Source organism: Kribbella rubisoli, assembly GCF_004217145.1.
Classification (GTDB): Bacteria; Actinomycetota; Actinomycetes; order Propionibacteriales; family Kribbellaceae; genus Kribbella; species Kribbella rubisoli.
Map to the genome: position 1 here is coordinate 131993 of NZ_SHKR01000017.1, position 23141 is coordinate 155133.

Annotated in this window: 26 protein-coding genes; 22 read left to right on the forward strand and 4 right to left on the reverse strand. The window is 67.6% G+C overall.

Translation table 11 applies throughout. The features are described 5' to 3' along the window. Positions 1–20 precede the first annotated feature (20 nt). The 4 genes from EV645_RS36175 to EV645_RS36190 all read left to right on the forward strand — a co-directional run bounded on the left by EV645_RS36175 (position 21) and on the right by EV645_RS36190 (position 3517). Positions 21–344 carry a hypothetical protein gene (locus tag EV645_RS36175; RefSeq protein WP_198682097.1) on the forward strand — a complete coding sequence of 108 codons (324 nt, stop codon included), beginning with the start codon at positions 21–23 and terminating at the stop codon, positions 342–344. Next, positions 341–1222, forward strand: a complete 882-nt coding sequence (locus EV645_RS36180) for a class I SAM-dependent methyltransferase (RefSeq protein ID WP_130448768.1) — start codon at positions 341–343, stop codon at positions 1220–1222. The genes EV645_RS36175 and EV645_RS36180 overlap by 4 nt, the downstream gene beginning before the upstream one ends. Then, positions 1192–1674, forward strand: coding sequence for an NUDIX hydrolase (locus EV645_RS36185; protein WP_130448770.1), 483 nt, complete (start codon positions 1192–1194; stop codon positions 1672–1674). Before EV645_RS36180 ends, EV645_RS36185 begins: the two co-directional genes overlap by 31 nt. 64 nt (positions 1675–1738) lie before the next feature. Further along, a complete protein-coding gene (locus EV645_RS36190; protein WP_130448772.1) occupies positions 1739–3517 on the forward strand; it encodes a 3-hydroxyacyl-CoA dehydrogenase family protein in 1779 nt (592 codons plus the stop codon). Between the two features lie 27 nt (positions 3518–3544). Here the strand turns inward: EV645_RS36190 and EV645_RS36195 are convergent, their stop codons facing one another. Continuing rightward, positions 3545–4327 (reverse strand): phytanoyl-CoA dioxygenase family protein, encoded by a 783-nt coding sequence (locus tag EV645_RS36195; RefSeq protein ID WP_130448774.1) that lies wholly within the window; start codon positions 4325–4327, stop codon positions 3545–3547. 168 nt (positions 4328–4495) lie between these two features. On the opposite strand from EV645_RS36195, the gene EV645_RS36200 reads away from it, so the two are divergent. From EV645_RS36200 to EV645_RS36215, 4 genes are read left to right on the forward strand one after another with little or no spacing between them, the layout of a single operon-like run. Then, positions 4496–5293, forward strand: a complete 798-nt coding sequence (locus EV645_RS36200; protein ID WP_130448775.1) for a helix-turn-helix domain-containing protein — start codon at positions 4496–4498, stop codon at positions 5291–5293. A 10-nt stretch (positions 5294–5303) separates the two neighbouring features. Next, positions 5304–6164 (forward strand): ABC transporter substrate-binding protein, encoded by an 861-nt coding sequence (locus tag EV645_RS36205; protein WP_130448777.1) that lies wholly within the window; start codon positions 5304–5306, stop codon positions 6162–6164. Continuing rightward, entirely contained in the window at positions 6161–7012 is an 852-nt protein-coding gene (locus EV645_RS36210) for an amino acid ABC transporter permease (RefSeq protein ID WP_130448779.1), read from the forward strand. Before EV645_RS36205 ends, EV645_RS36210 begins: the two co-directional genes overlap by 4 nt. Then, positions 7009–7740, forward strand: a complete 732-nt coding sequence (locus EV645_RS36215; RefSeq protein WP_130448781.1) for an amino acid ABC transporter ATP-binding protein — start codon at positions 7009–7011, stop codon at positions 7738–7740. The genes EV645_RS36210 and EV645_RS36215 overlap by 4 nt, the downstream gene beginning before the upstream one ends. Before the next feature lie 4 nt (positions 7741–7744). Here the strand turns inward: EV645_RS36215 and EV645_RS36220 are convergent, their stop codons facing one another. Together EV645_RS36220 and EV645_RS36225 are read right to left on the reverse strand one after the other, a co-directional pair. Then, positions 7745–8392: a response regulator gene (locus EV645_RS36220; protein WP_130448783.1), complete on the reverse strand. Its 648-nt coding sequence runs from the start codon at positions 8390–8392 to the stop codon at positions 7745–7747. Then, on the reverse strand, positions 8344–9642 hold the full coding sequence (locus EV645_RS36225) for a sensor histidine kinase (protein ID WP_130448785.1): 1299 nt from the start codon (positions 9640–9642) through the stop codon (positions 8344–8346). Before EV645_RS36225 ends, EV645_RS36220 begins: the two co-directional genes overlap by 49 nt. Positions 9643–9773: 131 nt before the next feature. Here EV645_RS36225 and EV645_RS36230 point away from each other — a divergent pair, with 131 nt between their 5' ends. The 12 genes from EV645_RS36230 to EV645_RS36285 all read left to right on the forward strand — a co-directional run bounded on the left by EV645_RS36230 (position 9774) and on the right by EV645_RS36285 (position 20794). Continuing rightward, positions 9774–10799, forward strand: coding sequence for a fatty acid desaturase family protein (locus EV645_RS36230; protein ID WP_130448787.1), 1026 nt, complete (start codon positions 9774–9776; stop codon positions 10797–10799). Positions 10800–10883: 84 nt separating this feature from the next. Then, positions 10884–12266, forward strand: a complete 1383-nt coding sequence (locus EV645_RS36235; RefSeq protein ID WP_130448789.1) for a M28 family peptidase — start codon at positions 10884–10886, stop codon at positions 12264–12266. A gap of 30 nt (positions 12267–12296) precedes the next feature. After that, a complete protein-coding gene (locus tag EV645_RS36240) occupies positions 12297–12590 on the forward strand; it encodes a hypothetical protein (RefSeq protein ID WP_130448791.1) in 294 nt (97 codons plus the stop codon). A gap of 23 nt (positions 12591–12613) precedes the next feature. Further along, the gene (locus EV645_RS36245; protein WP_130448793.1) at positions 12614–13381 is read left to right on the forward strand and encodes an alpha/beta fold hydrolase; all 768 of its coding nucleotides are present in this window, start codon (positions 12614–12616) and stop codon (positions 13379–13381) included. Positions 13382–13487: 106 nt separating this feature from the next. Then, complete coding sequence (locus EV645_RS36250; RefSeq protein ID WP_130448795.1) at positions 13488–14594, forward strand: exo-beta-N-acetylmuramidase NamZ family protein; 1107 nt, start codon at positions 13488–13490, stop codon at positions 14592–14594. Further along, positions 14591–15586: a GNAT family N-acetyltransferase gene (locus tag EV645_RS36255; protein ID WP_130448797.1), complete on the forward strand. Its 996-nt coding sequence runs from the start codon at positions 14591–14593 to the stop codon at positions 15584–15586. Before EV645_RS36250 ends, EV645_RS36255 begins: the two co-directional genes overlap by 4 nt. Before the next feature lie 9 nt (positions 15587–15595). Continuing rightward, positions 15596–16888: an extracellular solute-binding protein gene (locus EV645_RS36260; protein ID WP_130448799.1), complete on the forward strand. Its 1293-nt coding sequence runs from the start codon at positions 15596–15598 to the stop codon at positions 16886–16888. Continuing rightward, positions 16885–17823 (forward strand): carbohydrate ABC transporter permease, encoded by a 939-nt coding sequence (locus tag EV645_RS36265; protein ID WP_130448801.1) that lies wholly within the window; start codon positions 16885–16887, stop codon positions 17821–17823. Before EV645_RS36260 ends, EV645_RS36265 begins: the two co-directional genes overlap by 4 nt. Further along, positions 17820–18695 (forward strand): carbohydrate ABC transporter permease, encoded by an 876-nt coding sequence (locus EV645_RS36270; RefSeq protein ID WP_198682098.1) that lies wholly within the window; start codon positions 17820–17822, stop codon positions 18693–18695. Before EV645_RS36265 ends, EV645_RS36270 begins: the two co-directional genes overlap by 4 nt. A 10-nt stretch (positions 18696–18705) precedes the next feature. Beyond that, positions 18706–19446 (forward strand): PIG-L deacetylase family protein, encoded by a 741-nt coding sequence (locus EV645_RS36275; protein ID WP_130448803.1) that lies wholly within the window; start codon positions 18706–18708, stop codon positions 19444–19446. 107 nt (positions 19447–19553) lie between these two features. After that, a complete protein-coding gene (locus EV645_RS36280; protein ID WP_277877155.1) occupies positions 19554–20291 on the forward strand; it encodes a carbohydrate deacetylase in 738 nt (245 codons plus the stop codon). Next, positions 20288–20794 (forward strand): GNAT family N-acetyltransferase, encoded by a 507-nt coding sequence (locus tag EV645_RS36285; protein ID WP_130448807.1) that lies wholly within the window; start codon positions 20288–20290, stop codon positions 20792–20794. Before EV645_RS36280 ends, EV645_RS36285 begins: the two co-directional genes overlap by 4 nt. Here EV645_RS36285 and EV645_RS36290 read toward each other — a convergent pair. Further along, complete coding sequence (locus EV645_RS36290; protein WP_198682099.1) at positions 20778–21527, reverse strand: helix-turn-helix transcriptional regulator; 750 nt, start codon at positions 21525–21527, stop codon at positions 20778–20780. The genes EV645_RS36285 and EV645_RS36290 overlap by 17 nt on opposite strands. Before the next feature lie 63 nt (positions 21528–21590). On the opposite strand from EV645_RS36290, the gene EV645_RS36295 reads away from it, so the two are divergent. Both EV645_RS36295 and EV645_RS42450 read left to right on the forward strand, forming a co-directional pair. Further along, positions 21591–22364 carry a phytanoyl-CoA dioxygenase family protein gene (locus tag EV645_RS36295; protein ID WP_242000880.1) on the forward strand — a complete coding sequence of 258 codons (774 nt, stop codon included), beginning with the start codon at positions 21591–21593 and terminating at the stop codon, positions 22362–22364. A gap of 147 nt (positions 22365–22511) precedes the next feature. Further along, positions 22512–23135, forward strand: a complete 624-nt coding sequence (locus EV645_RS42450; protein ID WP_198682100.1) for a type II toxin-antitoxin system HicB family antitoxin — start codon at positions 22512–22514, stop codon at positions 23133–23135. Positions 23136–23141: the final 6 nt, after the last annotated feature.

The window sequence follows — 23141 nt, forward strand, 5'->3', positions numbered from 1 at the left end:
CGAGTGGGAGGGTGGTGAGCATGATGCCGAAGGTGAGCGATCAGGCAGTCGCGGCGTACGACGCTGTGGCCGCCGAACTGGAGTCGGCCGGGGTGGTCCGGGGCAGCATGTTCGGTATGCCCTGTCTCAAGGTCGGCAAGAAGGTCCTCGCGGGGATGTTCGGCGACGCCATGACCTTCAAACTGCCGCCGGAACCGCGCGAGAAGGCGCTCGCGCTGCCCGGCGCCGAGCCGTTCGACCCCGGGATGGGCCGGCCGATGAAGGAGTGGGTCGTGATCCCGCTGGCGCAGTCGGAGGCCTGGCCGGAGTACGCCGCCGAGGCATTGGAGTACGTCGGCCGATGAATCTCATGTGTCCGGCGCGGATCCTGCTGCTGCCCGGTGATGTCCAGGAAGCGGCGGTCGGCGAGCGGGTCGCCCAGGTGTACGCCGGAACGTTCGAGGCGGCCGCGGGATCGCGCCTGGCGGAGCGCCTCGGCGTACGGCTGACCGTCGTACCGGAGCTGACCCAGCGGCCGGACGAGGAGCTGCAGTCGATCGCGGACCTGCATCGCGGCGAGACGGTCGTCGTGCTCGGCGTGGATCTCGGCCTCAAGCTTCCGGCGACGGTCGAGCACAACGGCGACGGGTGGACGCGGGTCGCGACCGACAACGAGGTGACGTTGTCGGCGTACGAGCAGGCGGCGGAGAAGTTCCGGGCCTCGATCCCGACGGAGCCCAACAACACGCTGATCGATCTGCTCGCCGAGCTGATCCAGCCCGGTGGGCGGGTGCTGGAGATCGGCAGCGGGACCGGACGCGATGCGCTCGAGCTGGAACGCCGCGGTTTCGTCGTACGCCGGACCGACGCGACGCAGGCGTTCGTCGACATGATCCGGGCCGACGGGTACGCCGTCGACCGGTTGAACGCGCTCACCGACGACTTCGGCGGACCGTACGAGGCGGTGTTCGCGGACGCCGTCTTCCTGCACTTCGACCGGCCCGACCTGGCTCAGGTCCTGAAGAAGGCGGCGCGATCGGCCCCGGTACTGGCGTTCTCGACGCGTGAAGGCAAAGGCGAGGAGTGGTCCGATCGCAACCTGGATCTGCCGCGGCATTTCGTCCACTGGCAGGAGGATGCGCTGCGTGAGCTGCTGACGAGCACCGGCTGGCAGGTGCAGCGGTTGGAACGCGGCGAGGGCAAGCTCGGGGTGTGGTTCCACGTGCTGGCGACGCGCGCATGATCCGGGCCGGCGTCGTACTGCTCACCGACGACGGGATCGCCGCGATCGAGCGCGTGCGGGACGGGATGACGTACTACGTTCTGCCCGGCGGCCAGGTCGAAGACGGCGAGAGCCCGGCCGAGACCGCGCGGCGCGAGATCTACGAGGAGCTCGGGCTGCTGGTCAAGATCCGCAGCGTCGTCGCGGTCGTGCACTTCGGCGACAGTACGCAGCACTACTTCTGCGCGGACGTGATCGGCGGCGAGTTCGGCACCGGCGACGGCCCGGAGATGACGAGCCCGGCCGAATCCGAGCGGGGGAGCTACCGCGCTGTCTGGCTGTCGCTGCCCGAGCTCGCCGGACGGGACCTGCGGCCGCGGCCGATCGCGACGGCACTCCTGGCCGCGCCCGATCCACTCTGGTTGCTGGACGGCTGGATGGAGACTCCGGTCGTGTACGACGAGAACGTGTGAGCTTGGCCTCGCCGGTGATGCAACTCATGGGCGGACCACTATCCGGACTGGCATAGTGCAGAGCATGGCTCGCGAATTGACGACGGTGGGTGTGGTGGGTCTCGGCACGATGGGCGCCGGGATCGCCGAGGTGTTCGCGCGCAACGGCCTGACGGTGGTCGGCGTCGAGCGTGACGACGAGGCCGCCGAGCGCGGCCGCGGCCACATCCAGCACTCGACCGACCGGGCCGTGAAGCGCGGCAAGCTGTCCGTCGAGGACCAGCAGGCACTGTTCGACCGGGTCACGTTCGCCACCTCGATGGAGGCGCTGGCCGACTGCGACCTGGTGATCGAGGCTGTCGTCGAGCGGCTCGAGCTGAAGCGCGAGATCTTCGCGGCGCTGGACAAGATCGTCGGCGAGGACGCGATCCTCGCGACCAACACCTCCTCGTTGTCGGTCACCGAGATCTCCGTCGCCACCCAGCGCCCCCGCCGCGTCGTCGGCATGCACTTCTTCAACCCGGCGCCGGTGCAGGAGTTCGTCGAGGTGATCAAGACCGTCGTCACCGAGCCGGACGTGGTCGACGACGTACAGGCGCTGGCTCGCCGCCTCGACAAGGTGCCGGTGGTCGCGGCCGACCGGGCCGGCTTCATCGCCAACGCGCTGCTGTTCGGTTACCTGAACCACGCGGTCTCCATGGTCGAGTCCCGCTACGCCACGCGTGAGGACGTCGACGCGGCGATGCGGCTCGGCTGCGGGTACCCGATGGGTCCGCTGGCGCTGCTCGACCTGATCGGGCTCGACACGGCGTACGAGATCCTCGACACGATGTACAAGCAGGGCCGCAACCGGCTGCACGCGCCGGCGCCGATCCTCAAGCAGATGGTCACCGCCGGACTGCTCGGCCGGAAGACCGGGCGCGGCTTCTACACCTACGAGGGCCCGGACTCGCCGGTCGTGGTCGACGACGAGAGCACCCCTTCGGTTTCGGCCGACGGGCCGGCGGTCCGCCCGATCAAGCAGGTCGGCGTGGTCGGGTCCGGCACGATGGCGGTCGGCATCGTCGAGGTCTGCGCCAAGGCCGGGTACGACGTCCTCTATGTTGCCCGCGGCACCGAAAAGGTCGACCGGGTCCGCGCGACGCTGGAACGCTCGCTGGAGAAGGGCGTCCAGCGCGGCAAGCTGTCCTCCGACGAGCGTGACGCCGCGCTGCGCCGGGTGACCGGTACGGCGAAGCTCGACGATCTGGCCACGGTCGACCTGGTGGTCGAGGCCGTGGTCGAGGAGCTCAGCGTCAAGCAGGCGCTGTTCGAGACGTTCGACGAGATCTGCAAGCCGGGCGCGATCCTGGCGACCACGACCTCGTCGCTGCCGGTGATCGACCTCGCGATGGCGACCAAGCGGCCGTCCGACGTGGTCGGCCTGCACTTCTTCAACCCGGCGCCGGTGATGCAGCTGGTCGAGGTCGTCAGCACGGTCAGCACCGCGCACGAGGTCGCCGACACGGTGGCCGCCGTAGCTGTTGCCGCCGGCAAGCACCCGGTCCGCTGCGGCGACCGCGCCGGCTTCATCGTCAACGCGCTGCTGTTCCCGTACCTGAACGACGCGGTCCGGATGCTCGAGGCCCACTACGCCGGCGTCGACGACATCGACGCCGCGATGAAGCTCGGCTGCCGCCTCCCGATGGGCCCGTTCGCGCTCCTCGACGTGGTCGGCCTCGACGTCGCGCTCGCGATCCAGCGCACCTTGTACCTCGAGTTCCGCGAGCCCGGCTTCGCTCCGGCCCCGCTGCTCGAGCACCTCGTCACCGCCGGCTACCTCGGCCGCAAGACCGGCCGAGGCTTCCGCGACTACGCCAGCTGACTGTTACGGCTCGGTTTACGGATCGGTTTACGGCTCGGCCTGGGCGTAGTCGCCGCAGGGGCCGCCGCCGATCGCCTCGGGGAGAACTGTTTCGCGGCGGTCGAGCTTGACGAGCGGGTTGTAGAAGGCGGCGATCTCGACGCTGTCCTCGGGGATGTAGTGGAAGATCAGCGAACGGCGGAAGCGGTCGTCGGTGCCGTTCGGGCGTGACCCGTGCACGACGCTGCCGTGGAAGAACAGGACGTCGCCGGCCTTCATCTTCGTCTGCACCTTGCTGAGCCCGTCCGGGATCGGGACCTCGACGCTGGTGAAAGACTCGGTCAGGTCGGTGGGCTCGGGGCAGACCAGCTCGGTCTTGTGTGACCCCGGCACGACGGCGAGCCCGCCGTTGTCCGCGTCCACGTCGTCGATCGCGATCCACGCGGCCAGACAGGTCTCCGGATCGGCGCGCAGGAACGTGTTGTCCTGGTGCAGCGCCTGCCCGCGAGCACCCGGCGGCTTGAAGTAGAACATCGACTGGGCGGCGAGCGCCGGACCGATGAGCGCCTGCACGACATCGACGATCCGGCTGTCCAGCATCAACTCGAGCGAGAGCCGCCCGGCCTCCAGGTCGGCACGCCGGTGCGGGTGCACGAACCGCGGGTACTTCGCCAGCGGGTCGCCCTCGGGTACGCCGTCGTCGATCGCGAGCGAATGATCGACGGCGACCTGCTCCATGAACACGGTCTTGATCCGCTCGACCTCAGCGGAATCCAGCAACTGGGGGACCTGGACGATGCCGTCCCGCTGGTAGATGTCAGCGACGGTCATGGGGCCTCCCGGCCTGGACTGAGGAGCGGAGGGAGCGAAGCGACCGGAGCGACGAGGGAAGGCCGGGAGTTACAGCCCCATGACCCGCCGCGCCGGAGGCGTGGCATTAGCACTGTCATATCTCAAGGATCTGTCGGAGCCGCTGGGCGGGCGATAGCCTATCTAGCTGTGAACATTCGAGATCCTGCTGACTCGCCGATCCCGCTGGTCCGCCGGCTGGCGACCGGTGAGTTCGACGAAGGCCCTGACTACGCGACGTACCGGCGGCGCGGGACGACGGACTGGCTGCTGGTGCAGACACTCGACGGCCAGGGACGATTCGGTCATGTTCGCGCCGAGCCGGGCAGCGTCACACTGGTCCGTCCTGCCACCCTCCACGACTACGCCACGGTCGGCGATCGCTGGCATTTCCTGTACGCGCATGTGAACCCGAAGCCCGACTGGCTCCCGCTCCTCGACTGGCCGGAGGTTGCTCCCGGCATCGTTCAGCTCCATCCGGCCGGCCCTACCTTCGAGCGGATCGCCGATCATCTGCGCGACGCCGTACGGCATCAACGCAGCGTGCTCCCGCAGGCCGAGCAGCTGAGCGCCAACTCGCTGGAGGCCGCGCTGCTGTGGTGCGACACCCAGAACCCGAAGGCCGTCCAGATCGACGACCGGCTGCTCCGCGCGATCGAGCTCATCGACCAGGACCTGACCGCCAACCTCGACATCCCGCGGCTCGCGCGAGCGGTCAACCTGTCGGTCTCGCGCTTCGCCCACCTGTTCCGCGACCAGCTCGGCGTCGGCCCGCAACAGTTCGTCGAACGCCGCCGGCTCGACGCCGCGGCCAGGCTCCTGGAGCTGACCAGCCGCCCGGTCGCCTCGATCGCCGCGCAGGTCGGCTACGCGGACCCGCTCTACTTCTCGACACGCTTCCGTCTACACACCGGATCAAGCCCCACCGCCTACCGCAAGAGGTCTTAGGCTTCTCGCCATGAGAACGCGTGCAGTGGTGGTGGGCGTGGCGGTTCTGGCTGCCGTGGGGCTCGGGGCGTGTGCGCCGGAGGACAACAACTCGTCCGGCTCGTCGACACCGTCCGGGGCGGATGCCTGTGCGAAGGACAAGCTGGCGGTGAAGACTGCCGGCACGCTGACGGTCGGCACCGACAAGCCGGCGTACGAGCCGTGGTTCAGCGACAACAACCCGAGCAACGGCAAGGGGTACGAGTCGGCCGTCACCTATGCGGTGGCGAAGAAGCTCGGGTTCGAGCAGGCCGACGTGAAGTGGCTGACGGTGCAGTTCAACACCGCGTTCGCACCCGGCACGAAGAAGTTCGACCTGGATGTGAACCAGGTGTCGATCTCGGAGGACCGACGCAAGGCCGTCGACTTCTCGTCCGGGTACTACGACGTCCGGCAGACCGTGATCACGACCGCGGGCAGCAAGATCGCGAACGCGAAGTCGGTCGCCGAGCTGGTTGATGCGAAGCTCGGGGCCCAGGTCGGTACGACGAGTTACACCGCGCTGCGCGACCAGGTGAAGCCGAAGCAGACGCCGGCCGTGTTCGACACCAACGATCTGGCCGTGCAGGCGCTGAAGAACAAGCAGATCGACGGCATCGTGGTGGACCTGCCGACCGCGTTCTACATGACCGGCGCGCAGCTCGACAACGGCAAGATCGTCGGGCAGTTGCCGTCGACCGGGACCACCGAACAGTTCGGGTTCGTGCTCGAGAAGGGCTCGAAGCTCACCGGCTGCATCACCCAGGCGGTCGACGCGCTCAAGGCCGACGGCACCCTGGCGAACCTGCAGAAGCAGTACCTGACCGAGTCTGGCGCTCCCGAGCTCTCGTGAGCACCTGGACACCATCGGAGTTGCAGCGCGAGCGGATCGCGTACCGGCGCGCCCGGGCCCGGCGATCGACGCTGATCGCGGTGGTCAGCTCGGTGGTCCTGATAGCTCTGGTTGCCGTCGGCATCGGTTCGACGCCGGGCTGGCCGCGGGTCCGGGCAACGTTCTTCGACTTCCACCGCGGGTGGGAGGCGCTGCCGATCGTTGCCCAGGGCCTCTGGTTGAACATCCGGGTGATGCTGATCTGCGCTGTGCTCATCGTGATCTTCGGTATGACGCTGGCGATCATGCGCACCTTGCGCGGCCCGATCTTCTTCCCGTTGCGCGTGTTCGCGGCCGCCTACACGGACGTGTTCCGCGGCCTCCCTTTGCTGCTGGTGATCTTCCTGCTCGGCTTCGGCGTACCGGCATTGCAGTTGCGTGGCCTGCCGAACCAGGCGGTGATCTGGGGCGGGGCGGCACTCGTGCTGACCTACTCGTCGTATGTCGCCGAGGTGTTCCGCGCCGGCATCGAATCAGTGCATCCGTCGCAGCGGGCGGCGGCGCGCTCGCTCGGGCTGACGTATCGCCAGACGCTGCGCTTCGTCGTACTCCCGCAGGCCGTACGCCGGGTGCTGCCGCCGTTGCTGAACGACTTCGTCAGCCTCCAGAAGGACTCCGGTCTGATCGCCGTCCTAGGTGTGATCGACGCGATCCGCGCCGCACAGCTGGAGACGGCCGAGGACTTCAACTTCACGCCGTACGTCGTGGCCGGCCTGCTGTTCGTCGCGCTGACGATCCCGCTGACCCGCCTGACCGATTACGTCGCCCGCCGCCAAGGTTGGTACGGCGGGGGAGGTGGTCCGGTGTGAGCCTGCTGTCCCTGCGTGGAGTGCGGAAGGTGTACGGCGAGAACGTCGTCCTGGACGGGTTCGATCTGGACGTCGACGCGGGGGAGTGCGTCGTACTGATCGGCGCATCCGGGTCCGGGAAGTCGACGCTGTTGCGGTGCGTGAACCTGCTCGAGACGGTCGACGACGGCGTGGTCGAGCTGGCCGGCGTGGACATCACGGATCCGCGGGTCGACGCCGACAAGGTGCGATCGGGGATCGGCATCGTGTTCCAGTCGTACAACCTGTTCCCGCATCTCAGCGTGCTCGACAACATCACGCTGGCCCCGATCCGCGTGCACGGCGTACGGCGGGACGTCGCGCGGGGACGCGCGCTGGAGATGCTGGAGCGGGTCGGGCTGGCCGACAAGGCCACGGCCAAGCCGGACGAGCTGTCCGGCGGTCAGCAGCAGCGGGCGGCGATCGCCCGCGCGATGGTCAACTCGCCCCAGCTGATGCTGCTCGATGAGGTGACGTCGGCGCTCGACCCTGAGCTCGTCGGCGAGGTCCTGGACCTCCTCCGCGAACTCAAGTCCGAGGGCATGACGATGCTCCTCTGCACGCACGAAATGGCCTTCGCCCGCGACGTCGCCGACCGGGTCTGTTTCCTCCACCAGGGCCGCCCGCTCGAGGTCGGCCCGCCCGCCCAGGTCCTGGACGCGCCGCACGAGCCGCGCACCCAGGAGTTCCTCCGCCGGATCCGGACCTGACTACTCAGCGCGACGACAGGTAAGTGAGTACGGCGATCACGCGGCGGTTGTCGTCCTCGGACGGCGGCAGGTCGAGCTTCGAGAAGATGTTGTTCGTGTGCTTGCTGACCGCCTTCTCGGTGACGAACAGCGCGGCGGCGATCGCGGCGTTCGAGCGTCCCTCGGCCATCAGACCGAGGACCTCGGACTCGCGCGGCGTGAGCCGGCCGATCGGTTCGTCGCGGGTGTTGCGGGCCAGCAGCTGACCGATCACGTCCGGGTCCATCGCGGTGCCGCCGGCCGCAACCCGGCGTACGGCGTCGAGGAACTCGGCGACGTTCGACACCCGGTCCTTCAGCAGGTACCCGACGCCGCCGCCACCGCCGGTGAGGAGCTCGCGCGCGTACAGCTGCTCGACGTACTGCGAGAGCACCAGGATCGGCAGGCCGGGGACCTGGCTGCGGGCCTCGATCGCCGCTTTCAGGCCCTCGTCGGTGAAGGTCGGCGGCAGCCGGACGTCGACCACGGCAACGTCCGGCCGGTGCTCCACGAGGGCGGGCACCAGCCGGGGTCCGTTGTCGACCGCCTCCACGACCTCGAAGTCGTGCGCCTCCAGCAGGCGGATCAGGCCGTCCCGGAGGAGGGCGTGGTCTTCAGCGATGAGGACTCGCAAGGCAGCTCCATGATCACGGTGGTCGGCCCGGCGCTCGGGCTCACCACGGTCAACGTACCGTCGAAGGCGGCCAGCCGCCTTTCGATACCGTACAGACCGCCGCCGGGCCTGATCACGGCACCGCCGACACCGTCGTCGCCGACGATCATGTGCAGCTTCTCGTCCTCGTGGGTGATCTGGATCCACGCGGTGGTGGCGGCCGAGTACTTGACCGTGTTCGCGAGGCATTCGGCCACCGCGAAGTACGCCGCGGACTCGACCGGCGCGGGCGGACGGCCCGGTACGTCGAAGGTGACGTCGACCTTGAACGGGCAGGACATCGCGAGCGCCTTGACCGCGCCGTCGAGACCGCGGTCGGCCAGCACCGGCGGGTGGATCCCGCGGACCAGGTCGCGCAGCTCGGACAGCGCCGTACTCGCCGACTCGCGGGCCTCGGTCAGCAGCGCCGCCGCCTGCTTCGGGTCGCGGGCCACCATCTCCTCGGCCATCCCGAGGTTCATGCTCAGGGCGGCCAGGCGGGCCTGGGCGCCGTCGTGCAGGTCGCGCTCGATCCGGCGCAGCTCGGCCGCCTGGGTGTCGACGGTCTCGGCGCGGGACTCGGCCAGCTCGCGGACCCGCATCGCCAGCTTGGCGCTCTCGGTCGGGCCGAGCAGCGAGCGGGCCAGGAACGCGTTGGCCTTCAGCAGCCGCTCGCCGGCGGCCTGCCAGATCAGGAACGCGATCAGCGCGACCGGCATCAGCAGGAAGCTGGTCCAGAAGTTCACGGTCAGCAGCCCGCCGAAGGGCTCGGTGAACACGCCCTCCGGCGTCACGCCGACGAGCAGCGGGTAGACCAAATAGAAGAGCATGGCAAGGAACAGCACGGCGCTCAGCAGACACAGCGTGAACCCGAGCACGGCGTTCACGAGCAGCCAGATGATGTCCCGCCAGGTCTGCGGGTCGGTGAGGATGGTCCGCAGCCGCATCAGCATGCCGGGCATCGGCGGCTTCTTGTACGGGCGGGGGATCCGCTCGCCGAGGAAGCCCGCGAGGATCGTCCGGTGGCAGTTGGCGAACCAGCGCGCGGCCGGCACCACCACGAGCAGCAGCGGGATGCCGACCCACACCGCGATCAGCGGCACCGACACCACGCTCAGCACGAACAGAGCGATCCCCAGCTCGGCCAGGATCGCCAGGAACAGCGCGATCCAGGGCTGGGCGAGCTTGGGATACCGCATCGGCGGTGCTTCGGTGGTCACGACGGTGCTCATGCCTCCATCATGACTCAGCGTGTGCTCAGGCGCGGTGGACTTAACTCCCCTCTGGCCGGAGGGCTGCCACCCCCCGGCATCTGGGTAGTAGCGCTCATGTTTTCCGCGGTGCCGAGGATGAGGCTGGATGCATGACAGCGACAGTGACCCGACCAGGGACCAAGGGTAGTGATTTCGCACCTCTGCTCCGGGAGATCAAGGCAGCCGGCCTGCTGGAGCGCCGTACGGCGGCGTACGCGATGGCGATCGGGATCAACGTCGCGCTGATGGCGTTGACCTGGGCTGCGATCGCCGCGATCGGCGCCTCGTGGTGGGTGGTGCTGCTCGCCCTCCCGCTGGGGATCCTGACCACCCGGGCGGCCTTCTTCGGGCACGACGCCGGCCACCAGCAGATCGCCAGCTCGCGCAAGCTGCACGACTGGATCGGGATGCTGCACGGCAACGTCGTACTGGGGATGAGCTACGCCTGGTGGAACGACAAGCACAACCGTCACCACGCCAACCCGAACCACACCGACAAGGACCCGGATGTCGGCGAGGGCGTGTTCGTCTGGACGCTCCAGCAGGCCGAGGGCCGCAAGGGTCTGGAGGGCTGGCTCACCCGCAACCAGGCGCGGGTCTTCTTCCCGCTGCTCACGCTGGAGGGCTTCAACCTCAAGGTGTCGAGCATCCGCTTCCTGCTCGCGCGCCGTCGTACGCATCAGCTCGAACTCGGCCTGATGGCTGCGCACGTGGTGCTGTATCTGACCGCGCTGTTCCTGATCATGTCGCCGGCGCAGGCGCTGGTGTTCGCGCTGGTGCACCACATGGTGTTCGGGCTGCACCTCGGCAGCGTGTTCGCGCCGAACCACAAGGGCATGGAGATGCCCGACGACGACAGCAACTGGGGTCATCTCGAGAAGCAGGTCCTGACGTCCCGCAACGTCAACGGCAGTCTGGTCACCGACTGGATGATGGGCGGACTCAACTACCAGATCGAGCACCATCTCTTCCCGAGCATGCCGCGAGCCAACCTCCGGTTCGCCCAGCCGATCGTGCGCGCGTACTGCGAACGCATCGGAATGCCCTATATTTCAACGGGTTTGATCGATTCGTACCGAATGGGGTTGCGCCATATGCACGAGGTCGGCGAGGAACTTCGTGCCAATACCCAGTGATTCCCGGTGACTCCTAGGCGACTCAGTCGCAGGTGGGTTACGGTCTGGCTTCTCGGGGCCGCCCACCTTCGTGAGGAGACCTTCATGACCGACAGATCCGGTCTGAGTCGCCGTGGATTGCTCATTGCCGGCGTCGCCGCCGCAACCGCCGTTCCTGTTGCACCCGCATGGGGTGCCGACGAGCTTCGGCCGGGGGCGGTGACCCGGCCGAAGCTGGACAAGTACGACCGGCAGATCGTGTCGGGCCTGTCCTCCGACCGCGCCCTGCAGCACCTACAGGTGTTGTCGGAGCGCATCGGCCCACGCATCGGCGGCACGCCGAGCGAGAAGCGTGCGGCCGACTACATCGCGGGACAGCTCGACAAGTTCGGCTACCGGACGAAGCTCGAGCCGTTCCCGGTAGCGGACAAGTTCCTTGCCCAGATCACCGATATCCGCGGGATGCTGCCGGACGACCTGTGCTGGCAGGCCGGCGCAGCGCCGGGCGGCAAGCTGGACGTCACCGTCGAAGGCCCGGTGCGTGACGTCGGTCCTGCCAGTGCACCGGTCTGGCCGGCCGATGTCGCGGGAGCGATCGTCATCGCGGACGACACCGCGGCGGCTCGACCGGCGTTTGTCGCGGAGGCTGCTGCGCGGGGTGCGGTCGGTGTGATCCTGCTGCCTGCCGATCAGGTGTTCCCGCGTCGGGCGTCGGCGTTCTCGCCGAGCGGTCTGACCGGTGCGCCGATTCCGGTGATCGGTGTTGCGCAGGTGCAGAAGCGGTTGATTCGCGAGGCGCTGGCGGTCGTCACTGCGTTACCGCTGCGGATCAGTACGGCGGCGTACCGCGGGCTGATCTCCAACAACGTCATCGGCGAACGGCGTGGGAAATCCGACGGTCCGATCGTGATGGTGAGCGGTCACTACGACTCGGTGATCGGTGCGCCCGGGGCGAACGATGACGGCTCGGGCACGGTGCTCACGATGGAGCTGGCGCGGGTGTTCAGCCGGATCCCTGTTGATGCGACGCTGCGGTTCGCGCTCTGGGGCTCGGAGGAGCAGGGCCTGATCGGCTCGCGGTACCACGTGGCGCAGTTGCCGCAGGCCCAGCGCGACCGCTATCGGGCTGTCTTCCAGAACGACATGGTCGCGACCAGCTGGGATCCGGCCGTCACGTACTGGCTGCTGTCGTTCACCGGGCTCGCCAATACTGCGACCGATGCGGTGCGGGCGGCCGGTCAGCGGCTCGGGTACGACGCGCAACTGGTCGGACCGGTCGAGCGCGGCGCGTCCGACCACCAGTCCTTCCAGGAGGTCGGGATCGCGGCGGCCAACTTCTCCTGGCGGGGCGAGCTCGCGCCGTCGTACCTCGAACCGCCGTACCACTCGCCCGAGGACACCATCGCGAAGAACGTCAGCCTCGAGCGGCTCCAGGTCTCGATGGAGCTGATCGGGTGCGCGGCGTACGCCGTCGCCCGCAGCTCGTGACCTAGGTCATACGGCTAGCCTTGAGGGGCTATGTCGCGCAGAAGGCCTTCCAAGTGGCAGCGGCCGGTCAATGACCGGCCGCTGCTCGGTGGTACCCAGTCGCGTGAGGAGAAGGCCGGCGGTGAGTGGAACGTCCGGCGGGTGTCAGGGTCCGCGTCCGCGAAGTCGTACCGTTGCCCGGGCTGCGACCAGCTGATCCCGCCCGTCACGCCGCATGTCGTGGTGTGGCCGGACAACCCCAGCCTGCTCGGCGCGATCGGCGGCGCCCAGTCGCTCGACGAGCGGCGCCACTGGCACACCGCGTGCTGGCAACGGAGCCGTTGATCTAGGCACGGAAAGGTGTCTGCATGAAGCTTCCGGTTACGTCGTACGGCGAGACCGGTTCGCCGGTCGTGGTGATGCACGGGCTGTTCGGCTCGGGGCGGAACTGGATGACCGCCGCGCGCCGGCTCGCCGACAAGCACCGGGTCTTCGCGTTCGACCTGCGCAATCACGGGACCTCGCCGCACGTCGACACGATGAGCTATCCGGAGATGGCCGCCGACGTCCGCGAGACTATCGAGTCGCTCGGGGTCGGGCCGGTCGCGTTGGTCGGGCACTCGATGGGTGGCAAGACCGCGATGCTGACCGCGCTGCAGTACCCGCAGGTGGTCGAGCGCCTCGTCGTCGTCGATGCGGCTCCGGTCGAGTATCCGCCCGCCTTCGTCGAGTACGCGCAGGCGATGCGGAACGCCGACCTGTCCTCGGTTGCCCGTCGTGCGGAGGTGGACGCGCAACTGGTCGACGCCGTACCCACCCCGGGGACCCGTGCGTTTCTGCTGCAGAACCTGATCCTCGACGCGGACGGTGCTCGGTGGCGGCCGAACCTTCCGGTGATCGAGGCCGCGCTGCCGGCCATCTCCGGCTGGCCGGCGGAGGCTGCCGGCCTGCGGTACGACGGGCCGACGCTGTTCATCTTCGGCGGGAAGTCCGACTACGTGCAGCAGGACCATCGCGCGACGATCGCCGCCTACTTCCCGCAGGTCCAGTACGCCGAGGTTCCCGAGGCCGGGCACTGGGTCCACGCCGAGCGGCTCGACGACTTCCTCGCCGCGCTCACGCCGTTCCTCGGATGACTCTGGTAAACGTTTGTCGGTAATCCATTGACCTCCACCTGACAACATCGGTAAGTTTTCAACCCAGTTCCTGCGGGATCCAAGATCTGGGTTGGTGGTGGCGGCGATGGTGGTCCGGACCGGCGCGCAGCGTCTGGCCGAGGACCGGGGGCTGGTGCCCGACGGGCGCCTGGGACTGATCACGAACTTCACCGGCGTACTGCCGGACCTCACGCCGACCTCGGTCGCGTTGCGTGCGGCCGGTCTGCCGTTGACGGCGTTGTTCGGTCCTGAGCACGGTCTCCGCGGTACGGCGCAAGCGGGTGCGAGTGAAGGCGAGGGTGTCGATCCCGACACCGGGCTCCCGGTCTTCGACACCTATCTTCGGCACGGGCGGGAGCTCGACGACCTGTTCTCCGGTGTCGACGTGCTGCTGTTCGACATCCAGGACATCGGGACGCGGTTCTACACCTACGTCTGGACGATGTACGACTGCCAGCAGGCGGCGGCGCGGCTTGGTATGCCATTTGTCGTCCTCGACCGGCCGAACCCGCTCGGCGGGGTCCGGGTCGAAGGTCCACTGCTGCAGCCGGGGTTCGAGAGCTTCGTCGGACGGGCGCCGATTCCCTTGCGGCACGGGCTGACCGTCGGCGAGCTGGCCCGGCAGTTGGGTGAGGCAACGGTCATCCCGGTCGAGGGCTGGACGCGCTCGTCGTCCGGGACCGGTATGCCGTGGGTGCCGCCGTCGCCGAACATGCCGACGCCGGACACAGCTTTGGTATACCCCGGCACGGGCTTGTTCGAGGGGACGAACCTCAGCGAGGGCCGCGGTACGACGCGGCCGTTCGAGACGATCGGGGCGCCGTACGTCGACGATCGGCTCGTCCCGGCGTTGTCCGCGTGTGGGCTGCCCGGCGTGATCTTCCGGCGGACCTGGTTCGAGCCGGTGTTCAGCAAGTACGCCGGTCAGGCGGTGTCCGGCGTACAGCTTCACGTTGTCGATCGGGATGCGTTCGAGCCGGTGCGGACCGCGCTGGTGATGCTTCGCGTGCTGAACGAGCTGTATCCGGACGACTTCGGGATGCTGCCGTCGCTCGACAGGCTGTGGGGCTCGGACTCGCTGCGTAAGGCACTCGAGGCCGGGGACGACCCGATCGATCTATTGCCTGCGGCAACCACGCCTTCCGGGTGGGTGCGACCTGACGTGCTGCTCTACGAAGGGACTGCCCGATGACAGCCTCCGGCTCGACGCCGCCTTCCGGTGTGACGGTTCGGTCGTTCCAGGTCGGCGACGGACCGGCATTGGCTTCGGCCTGGACGGCTGCGGCGCCGGCCGATCCGATCAGCTACCAGCGGTTCCGTGACCTGTTCCTGCTCGACCGGAACTTCGACGCGGCCGGTCTGCAGGTGGCCGTGATCAATGATCAGATCGTCGGCGCGGCGTACGCGGTCCGGCGGTTGATCGCGGTTGACGCGGACGACCTCGAGCCGGCGGCCGGGTGGATCCCGTTCTTCTTTGTGCATCCGGAGTACCGCGGTCGCGGGATCGGTCGCTCGTTGTTGTCGGCGGCAATGGATTGGCTGCGGTCGAACGGGCGGTCCGAGGTCTTCTTCTCGTCGTACACGCCGAACTACTTCCTCCCCGGTCTCGACAGCGCTCGCTACCCGTCCGCCGCCCGGTTGCTGGCTGATCTCGGCTTCGAGCGGCAGTACGACGCCGTTGCGATGGACCGCAGTCTGGTCGGGTATGCCATTCCGGACGAGGTCCGCAAGCGGATCGACGCGCTGACGGCCGAGGGCTACAGCTTTGGTATACCAACCGACGACGAGCTGACCGCGCTGATCACGATCGCCGGCGTGGAGTTCAACCCGGACTGGGCGCGCGCGATCCGCGAGGGCGTCGTGTCCGGTCTGCCATTGGAGCGCATTGTGGTGGCGCGCAACCCCGGCGGGGCGATCCTCGGCTGGGCGATGCATGGCACCTATGAAGGGGTGATCGACCGCTTCGGGCCGTTCGGCGTACTGCCGGTCTCGCGCGGCACCGGGCTCGGGAAGGTGCTGCTGCACCTGACGCTCGAGCGGATGGTTGCCGCCGGCGCCCACTCGGCCTGGTTCCTGTGGACCGGCGAGAAGTCCGCGGCCGGGCAGCTGTACCTGAAGACGGGGTTCGACATCACCCGCACGTTCACCATCCTCCGGGCGCCTCTTGCCCGGTCCGACGCTTAAGGAACACACATGCGTATCTCGAAGGGACTGCGACTCGCGGTCGTCGCCGGGCTGTTGGCCTCGGCCGCTGCCTGTGGCGGCAGCGGCGACTCGGGCGGTGGCTCCGGCAGTGGTGGCAAGGTCGAGCTGACGCTGCTCAGCCACTACAGCGACGGCCCGTCGAAGGACGGGCTCGACAAGATGATCGCCCAGTGGAACAAGGACAACCCGAAGATCCAGGTGAAGGCGCAGGTGGTCAAGTTCGACGACCTGCTCACCACGATGACGGTCCGGCAGACCGGCGGCCGCGGCGCGGACATCGTCAGCGCCTACGGCCTGTGGGGCGGACAGCTGATGAAGGCGAACGTCGTGGCGAAGGTGCCGGACGACATCGCGACCAAGATCAAGGCGGAGTACAGCCCGGCCGCGCTCGGCGCCGTGACGACCGGTGACACGCTCCTCGGCTATCCGACCGAGCTGAACACCTACGTGCTCTTCTACAACAAGAAGATCCTCGCCGCGGCCGGCATCACCAAGCCGCCGACCACCTGGGCCGAGCTCGCCGACGACGCGAAGAAGACTGTGAAGCGGGATGCCAAGGGCAACATCCAGGTCGAGGGCCTGAGCCTGATCCAGGACGGCGACAACAAGTCGGTACACCCGTTCCTGTCGCTGCTCGACTCGGCCGGCGGCAAGTTCCTGGGTGCGGACGGCACACCGCAGTTCGACAACGACCAGGGCAAGGCGGCGCTGAAGTTCGAGGGCGATCTCGCGGCCGCGAAGGCGTCGAACACCTCGATCTCGCCGACCAAGCAGTTCCGCAGCGGCGGCGTCGCGATGGCGCTCCAGGCCGGCTGGTGGATCGGCAGCCTCAAGACCCAGATGAAGGACAAGTACGCTTCGGACGTCGGCGTGACCGCGATCCCCGGTCCGACTCCGGGGAGCAAGGGCTCGCTGGCGTACGGGTTCTTCATGGGCGTGAACCAGCGCAGCAAGCACGCCGACGAGGCGTGGAAGTTCCTGACTTGGATGAACGAGCACAAGGCCTCGGGTGGCGATGTCACCGAGACCGGCAAGTGGCTCGCCGACCAGGGCCTGATCCCGCCGCGGACGGCCGACCAGGCGGAGTACAAGAAGTCGTTGTCCGACCCGAACCTGGCGCCGATCTACGACGCGGCGACGTACGCGATGGCGGAGCCGAACCAGCCGGGCGCGTACGAGGCGAAGACCGGGCTGCACAACGCGATCATGACGGTGCTTGCTGATGGCAAGAATCCGGACGATGCGCTGGCGCAGGCGGCGAAGGCCGTCAAGCCGCAATGACAACCGCGGTCAGCGGGGTCGGCGCTCTGGCGGCGCCGGCCCGGCGGGTCGGGAAGCTCCACCGCGAGGGGCTGGCGGCGTACCTGTTCCTCTCTCCGGCGCTGCTGTTCTTCTGCGTGTTCCTGATCCTGCCGTTCATCTTCGCGATCGTGCTGGCGTTCTCGGACTGGGGCGGGTTCGACCTCAGCACGCTGAAGTGGGCGGGGTTCTCGAACTTCGGTGACGTGCTGAGCTTCGACGGGACCTTCGTCAAGCCGATCCTCGTCAACACGTTGCTGTTCGCGTTCGGATCGGTGTTCCTGGCAACGTTCGGCTCGGTGCTGGTTGCCTACTGCATCGACCGGCTGTCCTTCCAGGGGTTCTGGCGGGTGCTGTACTTCCTGCCGGTCGTCGCCACGGTGGTTGCGATCGGCAACGTGTGGAAGATGATGTACCAGCCGGCCGGCCTGATCAACGCAGTACTGAACAAGCTCGGTGTGAACAGCGTCGGCTTCCTGTCGGATTCGTCGTACGCGCTGCCGTCGGTGACCGTCGTCCATGCGTGGGCCTCGATCGGCGGCGCCGTACTGATCCTGACCGCCGGCCTGAAGGCGATCCCGGAGATGTACTACGAGGCCGCCGAGGTGGACGGGGCGAACTCGTGGCACATGTTCTGGTCGATCACGTTGCCGTTGCTGCGGCCGGCGTTGCTGTTCGTGCTGATCACGCAGTTCATCGGAGGGTTGCAGTCGTTCGCGCTGATCATCGTGATGACGGGTGACGGCGGGCCGGTGAACGCGACCAATGTCGCGGCGTTCGAGATGTACCAACGGGCGTTCAAGTTCGGCGCGTGGGGAACGGCGAGCGCGATGGCGATGGTGCTCTTCGTGATCATCCTCGCGATTACGTTGCTGCAGCTGTGGATCGCCCGGCGGCGCGGAGAGGAGACCTCGTGAAGCGGCGCGGCAAGTTCCCGTGGTTCGCGTACCTGGTGGTGATCCTCGGCGGGGTGGCGATGGTGATGCCGTTCCTCGACATGGTGATGAGCTCGTTCAAGGGGCCGGGGGAGTACGGCGTGATTCCGTACAAGCTCCTGCCGTCGTCGTTCAACCTGGACAACTACCGTGAGGCGTTCTCGCAGCTGGAACTGCTGCGGCTGTTCCGGAACAGCGTGATCGTCACGGTGTCGGTGACGATCTCGGTGCTGGTCACCTCGTCGATGGCCGGGTACGCACTGGCGAAGCTGCGGTTCCGCGGGCGAGCGGTGATCTTCCGGTTCATCCTCGCGACGATGATGCTGCCGCCGTTCCTGCTGCTGATCCCGACGTTCCTGATCATGCTGAACTGGCCGCTTGCCGGCGGCAACGACATCCTCGGCCGCGGCGGCGACGGCGGGCTGACGACGAGTCTGATCGCGCTGATCCTGCCGTTCGCGGTCAGCGGGTTCGGCATCTTCCTGATGCGGCAGTTCATGGTGTCGCTGCCGGACGAGATGCTCGAGGCGGCCAAGATCGACGGCGCGAACCAGTGGCAAACCTGGCGGCTGATCGTGCTGCCGCAGACCAAGCCGGTCGCGATCACGCTCGGGCTGATCACGTTCATCGGGACCTGGAACGAGTACATCTGGACGCTGCTGATCTCGTCCTCGGATCCCTCGCTGCAGACCCTGCCGGTCGGCATCCAGTTGCTGCAGAGCTTCCTCGACCCCGACCGCACGATGCCGATCGTCATGGCCGGGCTGGTGATCAGCACGCTGCCGGTGCTGGTCGTGTTCCTGCTGTTCCAGAAGTACTACGTGCGCGGCGTCGTACTCAGTGGCCTGAAATGAGGAGATCCTTGTGAACAGAAATGTGCTCGCCATCGGGGCGCACATCGGCGACATGGACCTGACCGCCGGGCCGACGCTGGCCAAGCTGACCCTGGAAGGCGCGTCGGCCACGATCGTCGCGCTGACGCCGGGCGAACGCGGTCACCCGCGGATGACGCCCACGGCGTACAAGAAGCAGAAGATCGCCGAGGGTACGGCGTTCGCGGAGGCGATCGGCGCGGACTTCGTGGTCTTCGACCAGAGCGACGGATTCCTGCCTGCGAGCGACGACGTGGCGCTCGAGCTGGCCCGGATCATCCGCGAGAAGCAGCCCGACACGATCATCACCCACTGGAAACACTCCATCCACAGCGACCACGAGAACGCCGCCGTCCTGGCCGAACGCGCCCGCTTCCTGGCCGGCCTGCCGATCGACCCCACGGACGATTTCGCCACGCCGTACCCCGAGTTGGTCGCCAAGCTGGCCGAGCTCCCGCGGCACGGCGTACGCAGCTTCCTCCACGCCGAGAACTGGGAGGACATGGAGGGCTTCACCCCGTCCCTCTACGTCCCCATCCCCGACGAGGCCTTCTACCGCTGGGTCTCCGCCATCCGCCACCAAGCCTTCGCCCGAGGCGAAACCTACGGCTTCCGCTACATCGACTACTACACAGCGTTGATGACCACCCGAGGCTGCCTAGCCTCCTACCCCCGGGCCTGCGCCTTCCACACCAACCAAGCCCCCGAGGTATCCAAGCTCGCAGGCCCGTAGATCTCTCCTACGTGGACATCCGTGCGGTTGCCGGGGTGCACGAAGTACGGTCGTAGGCGGTTCTGTCGGCTAGGGATGGAGTGGGCGTGGCTGAGGTTCGGTTGGTTGTGCAGGCGGATGACTTTGGGATGCTTCACGCTGTGAACGTCGGGACGGTGGAGGCGTTTCGGGATGGGATCGTCACGCAGGTTTCGACGATGGCGGCTTGTCCTTGGTTTACCGAGGCGGCGGCGTTGGGGCGGGAGTTCGGGATTCCGCTGGGCGTGCATCAGACGTTGACGTGTGAGTGGGACTTCCTGCGGTGGCGGCCGTTGACGGATGGGGCGTCGTTGGTGGGGGAAGACGGGACGTTCCTGCGGTCGGTGGCTGAGGCGCAGGCGGCGGTGACTCATGAGGACGCGGTGCGTGAGCTGACGGCGCAGGTCGCGAAGTTCGCGGCGGAGGGGCTGCCGATCGAGTACCTCGACGTACACATGGGTCAGTCGGCGACGCCCGCGGCGTACGACGAGGTGTCGAGTGCGGCGGGGAAGCCGTTCATCTATGGCGAGGTGGAGTCGCAGCGGTTCGCGTCGATCGAGACGTTGAGCGATCGGGACGCGGACGTGAAGAGGGCCTGGCTGCTCGAGTACCTGGACAAGCTGACGCCGGGAGTGCATCTGCTCGTCACGCACTGCGCGGCGGCGGAGCCTGAGCTCGGCGCGCTGCACAAGCCCGGGTCCTACACGTACCGCTGGGCCGAGGAGTATCGGCTGTCCGACCAGGAGCTCGTCACCGATCCCGAGATTCGCAAGGCGATCGAGGAACGCGGCATCGAGCTCACGACGGTCTGCGCCGCCTTCTCGTGATCAGCGCAGGCCGGCTGTTGCTGCGGCCGTTCACGATGGGGGACGTCTCGTGGGTGTACGAGGTGTCGCAGGACCCCGTGCTGCAGCAGTACGTCGGCGTGCCCTCGCCGTACCTGATGGAGCATGCGCAGTACTTCGTTGAGCACCTTGCCATCGGGAATGACCAGCGGGTCGAGTTCGTGGTCGAGGAGGCCGGTGAGCGGGTCGCGCGCGTCGGGCTCGGTCTGCGCGGGGACGGTACTGCGGAGGTCGGCTATTGGACGGCCCCGGCCGCGCGTGGCCGGGGCGTTGCGCCGGCGGCCGTGCGGGCGGTCTGCGGGTGGGCCTTCGAGACGCAGGGCTTGGAGCTCATCGAGTGGCGCGCGGAGATCGGCAACGATGCGTCGCGTCGCGTTGCGGAGAAGGCCGGCTTCGTGATGGAGGGGCAGTTGCGTAAGCGGCTGGTGCATCGCGGGCAACGCGTCGATGCGTGGATCGGCTCACTGCTCAAGGGCGAAGTCTGAGGGCACCAGGTGGTGAGCCGGTGGAGGCCTTGACGTGGCGGGTCAGGTGGCTGACGGAGTGGTAGCCGGTCAGGTCGGCGATCGCTTGCAGCGGGAGCGTCGAGTTGCGGATGTGCGAGAGCGCGTGGCGTAGGCGTACCGCTTGGAGTGCGGCTTGAGGGCTGGCGCCGCGAAGTCGGGTGAACGCGGCGCGGAGGCCGGACGGGGAGATGCCCAGGTCGGCGGCGACGGCGGCGATCCTGAGACCGCCGGCGAAGCGCTCTTCGAAGATGCGTTCTGCTTCGATGACTAGTTGCTCAGCTGGGGTCGTGGGTGGGGCCGTGGCTGAGCGGCGTAGGCGGAGGTCCAGCTCGGACAGGAGGAGCGTCCGGAGCTCTTCGTTGTTCTCGCGTACGAGGGCGTCGAAGACTCGGCCGAGAGTGTGATCGGCGTCGTCGTAGCACAGGCGGGGCCACGGGTGGGCGGCCGCGGCGTCGACCTGGAGGAATCGGTTGGCGTATCCCGTGCGGCTCTGTTCGGCATGCCAGGTGCTCGGCGGAGTCAGCAGTACGGTGCCGGGCGTCGCGGCGTACGTCTCTTCGCCGACGGGGCAGGTGATGCGGCCACGGACGTAGTACACGAGCTCCCACGTGGTGTGCGCGTGCAGCGGGTAGTCCTTGCCGGGTGCGGCGGTGTGTACGCCGGCGCCGAGCAGTCGTAGCGATTTGTGCATAAGCCCTGTCGCCTTCTGCATTGTTTCCTGGGTACGCCGGATTGATGCTGGCATCGATTCGTGCATCTTGGGAAGGAGACCCTGATGGATATGGCGATGGATATGGCGACGGCTTTGCGGGATCTCGGCGTGACGGATGACGTACTGACGCAGGCCGAGAAGGACCAGCTCGACCGGGACGGGTTCCTCCCGCTGGAGGGGGTTCTGACGCTCGAGGAAGTGTCGGCGCTCAACAAACGGCTGGCGGAGCTGACCGCTGCGGAAGGCGATCGCGCCGGCCTCGAAGTACATCAGGAGAAGGGCACGGACCGGCTCGCCGACTTGGTCAACAAGGACGCGAAGTTCGAGGTCTGCTTCAGCCATCCGCGCGTGCTGGCCGCGATGCAGCACGTGCTCGGCGAGTTCAAGCTGTCGTCCCTCAACAGCCGCGCCGCTCTACCCGGCGAAGGTCACCAAGCTCTCCACGCGGACTCCGGGCATCCCGTGCAGCCCGGTGAGTACGAGGTCTGCAACTCGATCTGGCTGCTCGACGACTTCACCCCCGAGAACGGCGCTACCCGCGTAGTCCCCGGCTCCCACCGCCGCGGCACCATGCCCGGCGACGAGATGCCCAACCCAGGCGACCCCCACCCCGACCAGATCCAGCTAACCGGCAAAGCAGGCACCGTCGTCATCTTCAACAGCCACCTCTGGCACGGCGGCACCCGAAACCAAACCCAATCCCCCCGCCGAGCCCTGCACTCCTACTTCTCCCTCCGCCACCTACCGCAACAGCTGGACCAGCAGTCCTACATCCGCCTGGAGACCTACAAACGCCTAACCCCACCCCAACACTTCATCCTCGACGTCACCAACTGATTCTGTCTATGCGATTTGCCTTGAAACTGGCTAGCTTCCTAGACTGAAATCCATGCTCAGTGAGCAGCCGGACGGCCATCGGGTGATCTCGCCGGGCGTTGTGCGAAAGGCCGACAAGGCACTCGCTGAATGTGAGGGGACAAGCCAGTGAAGACCTACGACGTGACGGTTGAGCGGGACGGCCGGTGGTGGATGGTGGCGATTCCTGAGCTTGACGGACTGACACAGGCCCGCCGCCTGGACGAGGCCGAGCAGATGGCCCGCGAGTACATCGCTGTGACGACCGACGTTCCGCTCTCCCGGGTCGCGGTCGAAATCTCCGGGATCGCCGCCAAAGGACAGGATCTACTGCAAGCGAAGCTCCTTGTCGACGGTCTCCGTCGTCGCGCGAAGGACCTCGAAACGCTGGTCGGTGAACTCACCCGTGAAGTCGCGTCCTCGTTAACCGACGCAAGCGTTCCGGTCAGGGACGTGAGCACCGTCCTCGGCGTTTCCCACCAACGCGTCTCCCAGTTGGTGCAGGCAGCCGAGGGCGACTCAACGAAGGTGATGCGAAAGGCGCAACAAGAGTTCGCCCACGACCTCGTCATCAAACTTGCCGACGGCCGAGCAGTCAGAATCGTCGAGGTGACTGCGCCGAAGGGTGCGCGATCCGACAAGGTAGCGGCTCAAAAGCCCGCATCGCATCAGAGCGATCATCAGCGTCCGAAGGGTGCCGGTACGCGAGCCCGACCAGCCAAGCAGACCGCCGCGGCCAACCGCTCCGCCTGACGAACA

Excerpts from the sequence above, each read along its gene's own strand:
- EV645_RS36175 (WP_198682097.1), top strand. The coding sequence starts at position 21 with ATGATGCCGAAGGTGAGCGATCAGGCAGTCGCGGCGTACGACGCTGTG.
- EV645_RS36250 (WP_130448795.1), top strand. The coding sequence starts at position 13,488 with ATGGTGGTCCGGACCGGCGCGCAGCGTCTGGCCGAGGACCGGGGGCTG.
- EV645_RS36230 (WP_130448787.1), top strand. The coding sequence starts at position 9,774 with ATGACAGCGACAGTGACCCGACCAGGGACCAAGGGTAGTGATTTCGCA.
- EV645_RS36195 (WP_130448774.1), bottom strand. The coding sequence starts at position 4,327 with ATGACCGTCGCTGACATCTACCAGCGGGACGGCATCGTCCAGGTCCCC.
- EV645_RS36225 (WP_130448785.1), bottom strand. The coding sequence starts at position 9,642 with ATGAGCACCGTCGTGACCACCGAAGCACCGCCGATGCGGTATCCCAAG.
- EV645_RS36295 (WP_242000880.1), top strand. The coding sequence starts at position 21,591 with ATGGATATGGCGATGGATATGGCGACGGCTTTGCGGGATCTCGGCGTG.
- EV645_RS36255 (WP_130448797.1), top strand. The coding sequence starts at position 14,591 with ATGACAGCCTCCGGCTCGACGCCGCCTTCCGGTGTGACGGTTCGGTCG.
- EV645_RS36205 (WP_130448777.1), top strand. The coding sequence starts at position 5,304 with ATGAGAACGCGTGCAGTGGTGGTGGGCGTGGCGGTTCTGGCTGCCGTG.
- EV645_RS36235 (WP_130448789.1), top strand. The coding sequence starts at position 10,884 with ATGACCGACAGATCCGGTCTGAGTCGCCGTGGATTGCTCATTGCCGGC.
- EV645_RS36180 (WP_130448768.1), top strand. The coding sequence starts at position 341 with ATGAATCTCATGTGTCCGGCGCGGATCCTGCTGCTGCCCGGTGATGTC.
- EV645_RS36265 (WP_130448801.1), top strand. The coding sequence starts at position 16,885 with ATGACAACCGCGGTCAGCGGGGTCGGCGCTCTGGCGGCGCCGGCCCGG.
- EV645_RS36290 (WP_198682099.1), bottom strand. The coding sequence starts at position 21,527 with ATGCAGAAGGCGACAGGGCTTATGCACAAATCGCTACGACTGCTCGGC.
- EV645_RS36240 (WP_130448791.1), top strand. The coding sequence starts at position 12,297 with ATGTCGCGCAGAAGGCCTTCCAAGTGGCAGCGGCCGGTCAATGACCGG.
- EV645_RS36260 (WP_130448799.1), top strand. The coding sequence starts at position 15,596 with ATGCGTATCTCGAAGGGACTGCGACTCGCGGTCGTCGCCGGGCTGTTG.
- EV645_RS36190 (WP_130448772.1), top strand. The coding sequence starts at position 1,739 with ATGGCTCGCGAATTGACGACGGTGGGTGTGGTGGGTCTCGGCACGATG.
- EV645_RS36245 (WP_130448793.1), top strand. The coding sequence starts at position 12,614 with ATGAAGCTTCCGGTTACGTCGTACGGCGAGACCGGTTCGCCGGTCGTG.